The sequence below is a fragment of the Paenibacillus sp. FW104-T2 genome (assembly GCF_058789975.1).
In genome coordinates this window covers 31,333-44,352 of record NZ_JBYTCE010000017.1, presented here as the reverse complement: position 1 = coordinate 44,352, position 13,020 = coordinate 31,333, and the positions used below count along the sequence as shown (strand labels likewise).

Sequence of the window (13,020 nt, the reverse complement as noted above, 5' to 3'; positions counted from 1 at the left end):
ACATTTAAACGGGTAACGAAGAGGGCAGAAAAAACCTGTAGAAAAATCCCAAAAAGAAAAGGTTATGTGGAGGGGAACATGTTGTTTAAAGGAAGTTCGTTTGTCCGGTTCAGCATCGCGCTGGCTCTGGTGCTCGTCAATATCTACCTGCTATCACGCGTCAGCTTTATCTTTCAGCCGCTTGTGACCATGCTTACGGTTATCACGGTGCCGATGATGCTGTCCGTATTCTTTTATTATCTGCTAAGGCCGCTCGTGAATTACATGGAACGGAAGAAGCTGAACCGAACACTCAGCATATTGCTGATCTATCTGGTCTTCGGTGTACTGCTTGTCCTGTTCATTGTGGGGTTATGGCCGTCCTTGCGTGAACAGCTGATCAATCTGGTGGATAATGCACCGAATTTAATTAACTCCCTCAGTGTACAGCTGAGAGAACTGGAGCAGAACGGAGCGATCAAGGCACTATTCCCGGAGGGATCCACACCGTTTTCTCAGCTTACAGACTATATTAATAAAGGGTTCACCTTCGTGACCAACTATGTGAGTGGATTGTTCTCGCTCATTTCCAGCTTTGCGATCATTCTGTTTACGTTCCCGATCATCTTGTTCTACATGCTGAAACAGGGAGAGAAATTCGGCCGCAAACTGGTGCATATCGCACCAAAACGGTTCCAAAAAGACAGCCGTGAGGTTGTTCTTGAGATCGATCAGGCGCTCAGTGGCTTTATTGTCGGAAGAGTACTCGTGAACCTGGCACTTGGCGTACTGATGTATATCGGTTTTCTGATCATCGGTCTGCCGTATGCACTGCTGCTTACCGTCGTTGCGGTCATTATGAACTTTGTTCCATTTATCGGCGCAATTGTGTCGTCCATCCCCATTGTCATTATCGGTCTGATTCAGTCGCCATCGGTGGCGATTTGGTCGCTGATTATTATTCTGGTGGCCCAGCAAATTCAGGACAATCTGGTCGCTCCGTATGTGTTTGGCAAAAAGCTCGACATTCATCCGCTGACCACCATTATATTGGTGCTGGGTGCAGGGGATCTCGGCGGCATCATTGCCATCTTGATTATCATCCCTGTCTACATGATCGTTAAAATTATTCTCGTCAGGGTCTACCAGCTGTTCTTCAAGGAGAAATGGCAGAATGCCTGATTATAGGATTTAAAACGACTAGTCTGTTACACTGAGTCACTCCGATTGCAGTACCATCTTCCGATCGCAGTTATCCCCGAGTTTCTTTGATTCCCCTTATAAGGGGGAAACTCTGGTGATAAAGGCGAGCGCTTCGCTTCTCCCGATTGGTACTGCACTCTCCGTTAACGTGTAAAAATTTTATTTGCATTTTATATCTTAATCAATCAATTAATCATAGAAGGAGTGGGAAGCATGTCTGAAATCATCCCTAAAGAATATATCGAACCCGAGTACATCGAACCTCAAGCCGTCCGGATGGGCGCCATTCACATCTCTAATGATGTCGTATCCAAAATTGTGGGTATAGCAGCACAGGCCACATCCGGCATCTCTTCCATGTCGGTTGGATTGACCGAAGGCATTGCGAAGAGCATCAGCGGCAAGAGTCTGCAGAAAGGTATTGACGTTGATGTAAAAGATGATCAGGCCTCCATTCAGCTGCGTATTAATGTGCAGTACGGGTTCAAGATGCATCAAGTATGCAAGGAGCTCCAGCACAATGTACAGCAGGCCGTGGAACAGATGACAGGCATTTTGGTCAATGAAATTAAAGTGCATGTCGTCGGTGTATCCATGCAGGAGCAAGTGTGACTGAGGTGGTCTCTTCCGGAAAATGAATGAATATTAGCGGTGGACAGGTTATGCTGTCTGAGCTTTATGTAAGTAAAATAACAGCACCTTCCCGTTAACTGCTTAACCGGGAAGGTGCTGTTTTGTGTTTACGGTAATGGGTGGGGGCTTCGCCCATCACCTTTTTGAACATTTTGGAGAAGAGAAGCTGATCGGAATACCCGACAGAGCGGGAGATATCCCCAATGGTCAACCCGGTATCCAGAGTCAGTTCGGCAGCCTTGCGCATCCGGTAGTTGACCAAATAGGATTGAATGCTGGTGCCCATCCGGTCTTTGAATAAGGAGCACAGATAGCTGCGCTGCAAGCCGATATGAGAAGCAATGGATTGCACCGTGATCGGGTTCGCATAGTTCATCTCAACAAAGTCCATGACCTGGGTGACATACGTTTCCTTGGTGAACTCTTGCTCGGGTGGAAGGATGCCTTCGTTTGCATGATCGATCAGAATGGAGAAAAATTGATATAACCATCCGGTCATGCTAATCTCCCAACCTTTGTGTGTATTTCGGGAGCTAATCATGCGATGCAGACAGGAACGCATCTCATCGTCATTTTCCAGTTCGAAGATCGGATGCTGCTCCGACAGACAGGCCTGCTGTAATAGTGAAGGGGAGGCATTTCCTTGAAAAGCAACCCAGCTGTATTCCCACGGATCTTCCAGATCAGCCTTGTAGTGAACGACGGAATTGGTGACGATGAGAAAGCCCTGCCCTTTATGCAGTTCATAAGTTTTGCCTCCGACTTCAAAAGTACCCTTGCCATCCAAAATATAATGGATTTTGTAGTGATCCCGCATGGCTGGGCCAAAGTGGTGACCTGGTGTACAGGGTTCGGTCCCGTAATGAAGGAGTTGCAGATCCTGGAACGGATTGTTTTTGAACATATATGTAATCAAGGCATTCACTCCTGTGTAGTTCATTCTTGCATTTTAACATATTTTTAGTAAGAGGATATGAATTATAGATACGATTTTATGAATAGACAACAAGTATTATTCCATATGGTTATAGCGATATGCCATATCGTTTTGGACCGAAACTGACTAAGATGAAAGGGTATTCACCCACTTTAACAAGAAATGAGAGAAAATGATATGCCTTATACTGCGAATGAACAGCGTTACGATGAGATGAAGTATGCACGTTCCGGCAAATCCGGAATCAGACTGCCGCAAATTGCGCTTGGCCTGTGGCAGAACTTTGGCGGGAACCGCACGCTGGATGTTCAGGAAGAGATGATTCTGCGTTCATTTGATCTGGGAATTAACCATTTTGATCTGGCGAACAACTACGGACCACCTCCAGGATCTGCCGAGGAGAACTTTGGTGTCTTGTTTAAAAAACATCTGCGTCCATACCGGGATGAACTCCTTATCTCAACGAAAGCTGGATATTACATGTGGAAAGGTCCCTATGGCGAGTGGGGCTCCCGCAAAAACCTGATTGCCAGCCTGGATCAGAGCCTTGGACGGATGGGGCTTGAGTATGTGGACATTTTCTATCATCACCGTCCGGATCCGAATACACCGCTGGAGGAAACGATGGCTGCGCTGGATCATATCGTAAGACAGGGCAAAGCGCTGTACGTCGGATTATCCAACTATGATGCGGAGCAGACAAGGGAGGCAGTAGCCATTTTGCGTAATCTGGGAACGCCTTGCCTCGTCCACCAACCGAACTATTCCATGCTTAACCGCTGGATCGAAGACGGATTACAGGATGTACTGGATGAGCAGGGCATAGGCTCCATTGCATTCTGTCCTCTGGGGCGAGGTCAACTGACGAACAAATACGTGGACAAGCTCAAGGAAGAACGTGCCAACCCGACAGGCAATATGAGAACAGAAGCCTATACAGACGAACGGATTGCCAAGTTTGAAGCCCTTCATGCCGTTGCTGAGCGCAGGGAACAAACCATTTCCCAATTGGCGCTGAATTGGATACTCCGTGACAACCGCGTAACCTCTGCATTGATTGGCGCAAGCCGTGTTTCACAGATCGAAGAGAATGTTGCCGCGTTAAAGGCACCTGGCCTGACAACCGAAGAATTGAATGAGATTGAAGGCACTCTGAACGGGATTGGAAATTACGCTTGGTAAACTAAATGGAACGAAAATCGTTCGGAAATCACGAATAAAATCGCGAGAATAAACACAAGTCAGTTGTAATGAGAGTTCATTATAATTGACCTGTGTTTATTTTTTTTCAAAAAGGTGTTCATATCATAGCACCTGGTCCTAGGATTTAGGGTATAATATATAGATGCTATACATTTGAAATATGAAGGAGAGGCTCCATTTGAATTTTGAACAGTGGATTTCGCCTGAAACCTATAACCTGACATCCGAGATGGAGAACCACCCGTCAGACCGGATTGCACTTAGATGGCTCAGCGATCAAAATGAATTGGAAGAGATTACGTACGGAGAGTTGTTTAAGCAGGCTAACCGTCTTGCCGGGGGCTTGCGTGATTTGGGCTTGGAAAAGGGAGATCGGGTGCTGGTCATGGTACCACGCCGCATCATTGCCTATGTCATTTATATCGCTTGTCTGAAACTAGGGATTGCCGTGATTCCTTCTTCCGAAATGCTGCGTGCCAAGGACTTGGAGTATCGCCTGCGGCATTCCGAGGCGCGAGCGGTCATTGTATGGTCCGAGACAACGGCTGAAGTGGAGAAAATGGATTCAGACCTGCCTGCACTGGCCCATCGCATCGTGGCATCACCATCTGGCGACAGCAGCGTTCCCGCTGATAGCTGGGTTAACGTACATCAGTTGATGGAAGGTCAATCGGATGAGATGAATGCCGTAGAGACACACCGTGACGATATCGCCATTCTGGCCTACACTTCCGGCACAACCGGAAATCCAAAAGGCGTTGTACATAGCCACGGCTGGGGATATGCCCACCTGCGTATCGCTTCTACGTTATGGCTGGATATTCAGCCATCAGATATCGTATGGGCCACGGCCGCGCCGGGATGGCAAAAGTGGATCTGGAGCCCGTTCCTTTCCGTACTCGGAAGAGGAGCAACAGGTCTGGTTTATAACGGGTCATTCCAGCCTAAACGTTATCTGGAACTAATGCAGGAGCATGGCATCAACGTCCTGTGCTGCACCCCGACCGAGTACCGCCTTATGGCGAAAGCGGACGATCTTGGTCATTATGATCTGTCCAAACTGCGCAGCGCAGTTTCTGCAGGTGAACCACTTAATCAGGAAGTCATTGAGATCTTCCAGCGTCACTTCAACCTGACCATCCGTGATGGATACGGCCAGACTGAAAGTACATTGCTGATCGGCAGTCTGAAGGATGCTCCTGTACGGATCGGCTCCATGGGACAATCGATTACGCCGGGTCTGATCGAGATTATCAATGAAGAAGGGCAGCCTCAACCAGCAGGGGAAGTGGGGGATATCGCGGTTCATAAGGATATGCCGGCCTTGTTCCGCACGTACTATCAGGATGAGGGACGGAAGGAAGCGAGTCAGCGGGGGGATTATTTTGTAACCGGAGACCGCGCGCGCAAAGACGAAGACGGGTATTTCTGGTTTGAAGGCCGCAGTGACGATATTATCATCAGTTCGGGTTATACGATTGGACCGTTCGAGGTGGAAGAAGCACTTATGAAACATGCCAGTGTGAAGGAGTGCGCCGTTGTGGCCAGTCCGGATGAAATTCGGGGGAATGTGGTCAAAGCCTTTGTTGTACTAAGGGATGAGTCTCTGGCTTCACCAGAACTAATGCGTGAGCTGCAACATCACGTCAAGGAATGGACCGCACCTTACAAATATCCACGTAAGATTGAATTTGTAACCGATCTGCCGAAGACGAACTCCGGCAAAATCCGCCGAATTGAACTGCGTGAGCAAGAAAAGAGAAACGCGTAAAACATGAATTAATTCTATATGAACCAGGAGTGAATGGACCTATGAGTAATTTCGAGCAAACGTTTGAGCAATCGTTGGAACAATATGCAGAACTGGTGGTCAAAGTAGGCGTGAACATTCAAAAAGGACAGGATCTGCTTGTTACAGCTCCTATCGAAACGCTTGAGTTTACTCGCCTAATCGTTGCGAAGGCATATGCTGCCGGGGCCAAGTATGTACAGGTGGATTTTGAAGATGATCAAATTACACGCAGTCGTTTTCAGCAAGGTTCTGACGACAGCTTCGACTATTATCCGGCATGGAAAGGCGACATGATGGAGAGATTTGCAGAGGCTGGCGGCGCTACCTTAACGATCAAAGTACCGGACCCGGAACTGTATAACGGAATTGATTCCGACAAGGTTTCACGTGCTACGAAGGCGGCTGCCCAGGCACGCCGCGGTTATTCGAAATATACGCGGAACCATGAAATCAGCTGGTGCCTGATCAAGGCGCCGACCAAGGCATGGGCGAATAAGGTGTTTGCCGACATACCTGAGGAAGAGCGCATCAATGTGATGTGGGACACCATCTTCAAAATGAATCGTGTGGATGGCGGTGATGCCATCCAGAACTGGAGACAACATCTGGATACCCTGAACACGAAGAGTGATCAGCTGAATCAGAAAAATTATAAGAGCCTGCACTACCGCGCACCCGGAACGGACTTGAAAATTGAGCTGGTAGACAATCACATCTGGGGTGGCGGTGGAAGTGAGAACAAGGCGGGCGTGTATACTGTTGCGAATATGCCAACCGAAGAAGTATTCACCATGCCGAAGCGCAGCGGCGTTAATGGTTATGTCAGCAGTACGATGCCTCTGAACTTGAACGGACAGCTGGTAGATCAGATGAGAATTACATTTAAGGACGGACAGGTTGTGGCGTTCACAGCGGCTTCCGGTGAAGAACACCTGAAGAACTTGTTTGCTACGGATGAAGGAGCGCGTTATCTGGGTGAGGTGGCACTTGTGCCGCATGATTCACCTATCTCGAACCTGAATCGTATTTTCTATAATACCGGAATTGATGAGAATGCATCCTGCCATCTGGCTGTAGGCAGCGCATATCCGTTTAATATGAAGGATGGCACAACGATGTCCAACGAGGAATTGCTTAAACATGAGTGCAATGTGAGTTTGACTCACGTTGACTTCATGATTGGGTCGGCTGAACTGGACATTGACGGCGAACTGCAGGATGGCACAATTGAGCCAGTATTCCGTAAAGGCAACTGGGCATTTTAATATTTTTACAGAGTTGACTAGTGAAAAAGTGACTTCAATGATGAAGTCACTTTTTTTGTGCTGTCCAACGGATTAGATTAGACCTGTTTCACAGGCACACATAGTTCACACTCATGCTGTTCAAGGAGATCCCATCGATATCGCTCCAGAACCGGTTGGTGATCTATGATATAACGTTTGTTTTGCATATAAGGGATTATTTCATTCCATGCTTGCTGAATACCTTCTGGCGTGTGGCTAACCTTGCAGATGAGATAGTTCCCGCCCTGGAGCTCTCCAATCTCAATGGTGTCATCTTCAGGGAGTTCAAGTTCATGGAGCACGATTGCGGCATCGTATCTGCAGTGGTGCGGTGGTGTCGTTGATGGGTTATCCTGAGGTATACCATATAAAATGGCAGCTTCTGTGAGTAATCGTTTCTCGTTTGCCCACTGTTTTAACTGGTTCATCGCCTGGACGTTAGCAGGACCATAAGGACCAACCTGCCTTACATAAGCAATTCGGCATGCCGCCAGATGTTCCATAGACATTTCCATTTCCATATTCTATCTTCCCTTCCCAAAGGAATTCTCTTACTTGATGGATGTTAACATGGTATAAAAAAATTTGCATAACTCTTTTCGAAAAAGGAGAGTCGGAGCAGCTGATCTATGAAATGTAAAAAAGCCACGGAACCGTGGCTTTTTTGGTAAATCTATTTGAATGATTTTACTCTGCATGCATTTTATTAAAGCTGACGTACTCGTTAATGGGTTTGCGATAGCCGCGTGGGCGTTGTTTGGCTTCTGACTTTTTACCGATCGTAATCATCATGACAGGAACGTAATGTTCGGGAACATCCAGACTGCTCTGCAGTTCATCGGCGTCAAAACCAATCATTGGACACGTATCCCATCCCATATCCTGTGCAATCAGCATCAGCTGCATCGCCGACAGGCTGGCATTACGAATGGCGTCTTCACGCTGAAATACACTTCCACGGGCTTCGTAGAAATCAAACACACTTTGGGACTCCTGCTCATATTCAAACGGATTGAGAACACCCAAATGCAGTAAACCTTCGTTAATCGTGCGGATGTGGTGGTGAGCCTTGATATCACCCAGAACAACGATGACAGCCGAGGCTGTTTTTACTTTGTATTGCTGTGAGGCTTCGTATGCTTTTTCTTTTTGGGCCGGGTCGGTCAAGACCAGGTAGTGGGTATGCTGAAGGTTAAAGGCTGATGGGGCAAATTTGTTTAACGCGAACATCTGCTGCAGATCGGCTTCCGGGATTTCGATGCCTTCTTCAAAAATAACGGCGGATCTACGGCTTTTGACCAAGTTTTCCAGTGCACTCATGGTGGTTTACCTCGCTTATGTATAAAGTATAAATTGACTATAACACGCTTAGTTACTTTTGGTAAGTATTATTTTCGAATAAGACAAGACTAAAGGGCCATAACCTTAAATAAAAACAGTAGAGGTGAAACATGAGGACGTTCATCACCAGATTCAGGAGGGAGAGCTCCTATCACGAATTTAAGGTATATGTCATTCAATCCTCCACATTAAAGCGATTTTTGGTTATGGAAATCATCGTTGGCACGCTTGCCTACCATGCTGCATTTTATTTGTGTCATAATGCACTCCTGGCAGGAGCAGGCTCCTGGGCGGGAACCGAAGGTTTGAAACGACTGCCTCTGGCAGTCAAAAGAATGGTCAGTTTTTGATCATAAGAATGTTGCTGCAGAAACGTATGATGTCTTAACCATAAGCGCAATGTAGTTATTGTGCAGAATGCAGGAGCAGAATGCCCCCTTCCGGGCTCCGGCTCCTGGTTCATTCATTTTTTCCTTAGTATACAGCAGCCTCTTCGTTATTTGGCACGCTCCAGATATTGTTCAAGGGTCAGTTTCTGACTCGTGATTTCCCCTGCGATATAAACCCCGACGTAACGCACATGCCAAGGTTCATAGGAATAACCGGTCAGTTTCTCCTGATCCTTGCCGTAGCGGATAATAAATCCGTACTTGTGGGCATTGGCTTTCAACCATTTGCCTTCTTTGGTGTTCCCGAAGCTCTGCTGCAGATCATAGCCGACGGATGCACTGGAGATATCCATGGCAAGCCCGGTTTGATGTTCACTTTGACCTGGGCGGGCACTTGTCTTATTGGCCACGGCTTCACCTTTGATACTTGCATTGCGTTCGAAAATCGATTTTTGTGTGGAGTAGGAGCGGTAACCCGATACGGCTTTGATGTCAATGCCATCTTTTTTGGCTGCTGCAAACAGCTTTTCAATCGCGGTAGCAGCGACCTTGCGCATTTGTTTCTTCGGACTGGAACCGGAGAAGCTAAATGGAATGTTGGGTACAACCAAATCTTTTGGTGCATAGGTTGAAGGCAGATTTCTTTTTTTGTTCACGAGTACCACGGTGCTGGATAGATTCGTAACGGTTGCGAGACCGCTGCTGCTTGTTTTAATAGTGCGGCTTGGCGCGTTATCATGCAAAAATTGAGTGAAACTGGAGCTTGCAGCCGATGCGACTGGCGTCATGGATGGTCCAAAGGGCAATGTAGTGAAGGCAGTACCTGCTAAGACAGACCCTATGAGCAGCGTGGATACGATAGATTTACGTGTGAATGATTTCATGATGTTCCTCCTCGGGGTTGATGAATCTCTCGCATGCTGCATCCGATAGATTCCAGACATGCTTTTCTATATACCGAGTATACTAGAGGATTATATCAAGAGGTTCTCCAATTGTTTCCGAGTTGTAAACAAATCATGTGAGATTCATAGTTTCGGTCATTTGGCCAAAAGGAACACAAAAAAAGACTCTGCATTCAATGCAGAGCCTTTGCTTATCTGGATATTTAATGTTCAACGATTGTTTAAGAAAATGAACGGTTCTTGTTTACAGCATGCATGCATCAGGTGCACTGGATTTTCCCGCATTTACAGCTCGCGTATCCCTAACCCGAACGTTGCTGCTAAGTACACCTGAATCACTGCTCAACGTGAAAGAAGGATAGTTTTCCTCCGTATCCAGCTTCATATGCTGTTCGAGATTTAATTGTTGTTTCGGATCAACATAGAATGGAACCAGGTTGGTCTCGATCTGCTCATCCAGTGCAGCAGGTTCATCTACAATCAAGAGGACCAGAATTCCGTTACAGCCACAGCCTTCAGTGTCATAGAACACTTTGAAGTAGCCAGGTTGGTCATTCAAGCTCTCAGTTAATCTCGCTGCAGCCAGATCTGTAATTTGAATATGCATAATGCTCACTCCTTATATATTGAAAATGGTCCTGAAATGTAAATGATAGAAAATTAAGGTCTCCTTTCATTATACCACCTTGCCCCAAAATCAAAGCAAATAAATTTCTACACGTCCGATGCGATATGAAGAAGGTCTTCGTCAAAGGTAATGATTATTGGGGTGTTCTTTTGGGGAAATAGATGAGAATGAAAGGTTAATAAAGGAGAGACGCGTACGGATGATTGAATTCGAAAATGTATCCAAGCAATACCCTGATGGGACCCAGGCTCTTCATCAGGTTAACCTCAAGATCAATAAAGGCGAGCTATTGGTCATGATTGGGCCTAGCGGCTGCGGCAAAACGACGATGCTCAAAATGATAAATCGCCTGATTGAACGAACGGATGGAACGATTCGTATCCAGGAGCGGCCAATCGATGAATTTAACATTCACGAATTACGCTGGAATATTGGGTATGTCCTGCAGCAGATCGCCTTGTTTCCGCACATGACGATTGCCGAAAATATCGCTGTTGTTCCTGAATTGAAAAAATGGAAGCCCGACCAGATTCATGAACGGGTTCATAACTTGCTGGATATGGTGGGATTAAACGGAGAGACCTACAGTGATCGCAAACCAGCAGAACTTTCGGGTGGACAGCAGCAAAGAATTGGCGTACTGCGGGCACTGGCAGCAGATCCCGAGATTATACTTATGGATGAACCGTTCAGTGCGCTCGACCCAATGAGCAGGGAAAAACTGCAGGACGATATTCTGGAGATTCAGCGTCAGATGAAGAAAACGATTGTGTTTGTTACGCATGACATACAAGAAGCCATGAAGCTGGGAGATCGAATATGTATTTTGAAGGATGGACAAGTACTGCAGGTGGGAACACCTGAAGAGCTTTTACAGAACCCCGCGGATGAATTTGTACGTCATTTTGTCGGAAGTCCTGGCACAGATGTGATTCAAGATCATAGCGTGCACTTGTCTTCTCATACTCAGTCAAAATTCAATCTTGAATCGATTATGACACCTATTGCACCCGGCCATGTTCCGAGGTCTGCCAAGACAGCGGTACCGATTTCTATGACATTGATGGATTTATTAGATGTCTTGGATGCATACGATACCTTGCTGGTTGAGAAGAATCATCAGATTGTAGGACAAGTGAGCAGGGCGGATGTGCTGAGGTACTGGTCTGGTCAGCTGCAAGAGCGGGGTGAGACCCATGAGTAAATTCTCAGAGGTATTTAATGAGCGCAAAGGACAGCTGTTAACCGCTCTTCTGGAGCATGTCCAGATTTCATTTATCGCCCTGTTTCTCGCCGTTCTCATTGCAATTCCACTCGGCATTTATCTGACCCGAAAACCCAAAGTTGCTGAACCGATTATCGGTGTTACGGCTATCCTGCAGACCATTCCATCACTTGCTCTTCTTGGGTTGCTCATTCCGCTGTTCGGTATCGGTACAGTACCAGCGATTATTGCACTAGTGGTGTATGCCCTGCTTCCGATACTCCGCAATACTTATACAGGGATAACCGGAGTGGACACTTCCATGATTGAAGCCGCCAATGCGATGGGCATGAATAGTCGTCAGCGTTTGAGCAAAGTGGAGCTGCCGCTGGCAACGCCTGTCATTATGGCAGGGATTCGTACGGCAATGGTTCTTATCGTGGGTACCGCAACTCTAGCAGCATTAATTGGCGCAGGTGGTCTTGGTGATCTGATTTTGCTCGGGATAGATCGAAATGATACATCACTTATTATTTTAGGAGCGATACCGGCAGCATTACTGGCAATTTTGTTCGATGTCCTGCTTAGGCAGTTCCAACGGCTGTCTTTTCGAAAAACGGTGGGTACACTTGGTACACTGGCCTTGATCGCTATACTTGTGATAACCCTTCCGCTATTATTCCGCGGCGGACAGAAGGACCTGGTCATTGCGGGTAAGCTTGGTGCAGAGCCTGAGATTCTCATTAACATGTACAAGCTGCTGATTGAGGAGCATACAGATCTTACGGTTGAATTGAAACCTGGTTTGGGGAAGACTCCGTTTTTGTTCAATGCTCTGCGATCCGGCGACATTGATATCTACCCCGAATTTACTGGTACAGCAATATCAGAATTCTTGAAGGAAACGGCTGTTAATACGGATCGCACGCAGGTTTATGAACAGGCAAGAGACGGAATGCTTAGCCAATTTGGTATGGTGCTCTTGAACCCGATGAATTACAACAACACATATACGCTGGCGGTCCCTCAGGAGGTTTCAGACCAATATAACCTGAAAACCATATCAGACCTCAAGTCTGTCCAGAAGCAGATTAAGGCTGGGTTCACACTGGAATTCTCGGACCGTGAGGACGGTTATCTGGGGATACAGAAGAAATATGGCATTCAGTTTCCTAATGTCGCCACAATGGAACCTAAACTTCGATATGCGGCTCTTCAGCGAGGTGATATTAATCTGGTTGATGCGTACTCCACGGACAGTGAGCTCAGGCAGTATAATCTCGTGGTGCTTGAAGATGATCAGGAGCTATTTCCGCCATATCAGGGAGCTCCGCTGCTGCGCAAGGAGACGGCAGATGCCTATCCGCAGCTGATCGAGATACTGAATCAGCTGGCGGGACGCATTACAGATGATGAGATGCGTCAGATGAATTATGAGGTCAATGTGAATGGAGCCCGTCCGGAGCAGGTAGCGTCCGACCATTTACAGAAGGCGGGTTTACTATAATTTTCAATGGGGA

13 protein-coding genes are annotated in these 13,020 nt (G+C 46.8%); 8 read left to right on the top strand and 5 right to left on the bottom strand.

Annotated elements, in window-relative coordinates:
- Positions 1–81 precede the first annotated feature (81 nt).
- The gene (locus AC3WQ3_RS20185; protein ID WP_095287491.1) at positions 82–1,161 is read left to right on the top strand and encodes an AI-2E family transporter; all 1,080 of its coding nucleotides are present in this window, start codon (positions 82–84) and stop codon (positions 1,159–1,161) included.
- A gap of 234 nt (positions 1,162–1,395) precedes the next feature.
- Positions 1,396–1,794 (top strand): Asp23/Gls24 family envelope stress response protein, encoded by a 399-nt coding sequence (locus AC3WQ3_RS20180; protein ID WP_095358391.1) that lies wholly within the window; start codon positions 1,396–1,398, stop codon positions 1,792–1,794.
- A 94-nt stretch (positions 1,795–1,888) separates the two neighbouring features.
- On the opposite strand, the gene AC3WQ3_RS20175 is transcribed toward AC3WQ3_RS20180, so the two are convergent.
- Positions 1,889–2,731 (bottom strand): AraC family transcriptional regulator, encoded by an 843-nt coding sequence (locus AC3WQ3_RS20175; protein ID WP_492473292.1) that lies wholly within the window; start codon positions 2,729–2,731, stop codon positions 1,889–1,891.
- A gap of 198 nt (positions 2,732–2,929) precedes the next feature.
- On the opposite strand from AC3WQ3_RS20175, the gene AC3WQ3_RS20170 reads away from it, so the two are divergent.
- From AC3WQ3_RS20170 to AC3WQ3_RS20160, 3 genes are all read left to right on the top strand, one after another.
- Positions 2,930–3,934 (top strand): aldo/keto reductase, encoded by a 1,005-nt coding sequence (locus AC3WQ3_RS20170; RefSeq protein ID WP_492473341.1) that lies wholly within the window; start codon positions 2,930–2,932, stop codon positions 3,932–3,934.
- 181 nt (positions 3,935–4,115) lie between these two features.
- On the top strand, positions 4,116–5,726 hold the full coding sequence (gene mbcS, locus AC3WQ3_RS20165; protein WP_492473291.1) for an acyl-CoA synthetase MbcS: 1,611 nt from the start codon (positions 4,116–4,118) through the stop codon (positions 5,724–5,726).
- A gap of 41 nt (positions 5,727–5,767) precedes the next feature.
- Entirely contained in the window at positions 5,768–7,012 is a 1,245-nt protein-coding gene (locus AC3WQ3_RS20160; RefSeq protein WP_095358388.1) for an aminopeptidase, read from the top strand.
- Positions 7,013–7,089: 77 nt separating this feature from the next.
- Here the strand turns inward: AC3WQ3_RS20160 and AC3WQ3_RS20155 are convergent, their stop codons facing one another.
- Together AC3WQ3_RS20155 and AC3WQ3_RS20150 are read right to left on the bottom strand one after the other, a co-directional pair.
- Positions 7,090–7,542, bottom strand: a complete 453-nt coding sequence (locus tag AC3WQ3_RS20155) for an AraC family transcriptional regulator (RefSeq protein ID WP_492473290.1) — start codon at positions 7,540–7,542, stop codon at positions 7,090–7,092.
- Positions 7,543–7,720: 178 nt separating this feature from the next.
- The gene (locus AC3WQ3_RS20150; protein WP_127536044.1) at positions 7,721–8,353 is read right to left on the bottom strand and encodes a nitroreductase family protein; all 633 of its coding nucleotides are present in this window, start codon (positions 8,351–8,353) and stop codon (positions 7,721–7,723) included.
- Between the two features lie 131 nt (positions 8,354–8,484).
- Here AC3WQ3_RS20150 and AC3WQ3_RS20145 point away from each other — a divergent pair, with 131 nt between their 5' ends.
- The gene (locus AC3WQ3_RS20145; RefSeq protein WP_127536043.1) at positions 8,485–8,724 is read left to right on the top strand and encodes a hypothetical protein; all 240 of its coding nucleotides are present in this window, start codon (positions 8,485–8,487) and stop codon (positions 8,722–8,724) included.
- Positions 8,725–8,870: 146 nt separating this feature from the next.
- Here the strand turns inward: AC3WQ3_RS20145 and AC3WQ3_RS20140 are convergent, their stop codons facing one another.
- Together AC3WQ3_RS20140 and AC3WQ3_RS20135 are read right to left on the bottom strand one after the other, a co-directional pair.
- On the bottom strand, positions 8,871–9,647 hold the full coding sequence (locus AC3WQ3_RS20140) for a M15 family metallopeptidase (RefSeq protein WP_154893413.1): 777 nt from the start codon (positions 9,645–9,647) through the stop codon (positions 8,871–8,873).
- A 265-nt stretch (positions 9,648–9,912) separates the two neighbouring features.
- Positions 9,913–10,275 carry an iron-sulfur cluster biosynthesis family protein gene (locus tag AC3WQ3_RS20135; protein WP_154893412.1) on the bottom strand — a complete coding sequence of 121 codons (363 nt, stop codon included), beginning with the start codon at positions 10,273–10,275 and terminating at the stop codon, positions 9,913–9,915.
- A gap of 220 nt (positions 10,276–10,495) precedes the next feature.
- On the opposite strand from AC3WQ3_RS20135, the gene AC3WQ3_RS20130 reads away from it, so the two are divergent.
- Positions 10,496–11,500, top strand: a complete 1,005-nt coding sequence (locus AC3WQ3_RS20130) for an ABC transporter ATP-binding protein (RefSeq protein ID WP_336779816.1) — start codon at positions 10,496–10,498, stop codon at positions 11,498–11,500.
- Positions 11,493–13,007, top strand: coding sequence for an osmoprotectant update ABC transporter permease/substrate-binding subunit OpuFB (gene opuFB / locus AC3WQ3_RS20125; RefSeq protein ID WP_492473289.1), 1,515 nt, complete (start codon positions 11,493–11,495; stop codon positions 13,005–13,007). The genes AC3WQ3_RS20130 and opuFB overlap by 8 nt, the downstream gene beginning before the upstream one ends.
- Positions 13,008–13,020 lie beyond the last annotated feature (13 nt).

Bases quoted from the DNA above. Each gene is read 5' to 3' on its own strand.
- AC3WQ3_RS20180 (WP_095358391.1), top strand. From the start codon at position 1,396: ATGTCTGAAATCATCCCTAAAGAATATATCGAACCCGAGTACATCGAA.
- AC3WQ3_RS20170 (WP_492473341.1), top strand. From the start codon at position 2,930: ATGCCTTATACTGCGAATGAACAGCGTTACGATGAGATGAAGTATGCA.
- mbcS (WP_492473291.1), top strand. From the start codon at position 4,116: ATGAAGGAGAGGCTCCATTTGAATTTTGAACAGTGGATTTCGCCTGAA.
- AC3WQ3_RS20160 (WP_095358388.1), top strand. From the start codon at position 5,768: ATGAGTAATTTCGAGCAAACGTTTGAGCAATCGTTGGAACAATATGCA.
- AC3WQ3_RS20155 (WP_492473290.1), bottom strand. From the start codon at position 7,542: ATGTCTATGGAACATCTGGCGGCATGCCGAATTGCTTATGTAAGGCAG.
- AC3WQ3_RS20150 (WP_127536044.1), bottom strand. From the start codon at position 8,353: ATGAGTGCACTGGAAAACTTGGTCAAAAGCCGTAGATCCGCCGTTATT.
- AC3WQ3_RS20145 (WP_127536043.1), top strand. From the start codon at position 8,485: ATGAGGACGTTCATCACCAGATTCAGGAGGGAGAGCTCCTATCACGAA.
- AC3WQ3_RS20140 (WP_154893413.1), bottom strand. From the start codon at position 9,647: ATGAAATCATTCACACGTAAATCTATCGTATCCACGCTGCTCATAGGG.
- AC3WQ3_RS20135 (WP_154893412.1), bottom strand. From the start codon at position 10,275: ATGCATATTCAAATTACAGATCTGGCTGCAGCGAGATTAACTGAGAGC.
- AC3WQ3_RS20130 (WP_336779816.1), top strand. From the start codon at position 10,496: ATGATTGAATTCGAAAATGTATCCAAGCAATACCCTGATGGGACCCAG.
- opuFB (WP_492473289.1), top strand. From the start codon at position 11,493: ATGAGTAAATTCTCAGAGGTATTTAATGAGCGCAAAGGACAGCTGTTA.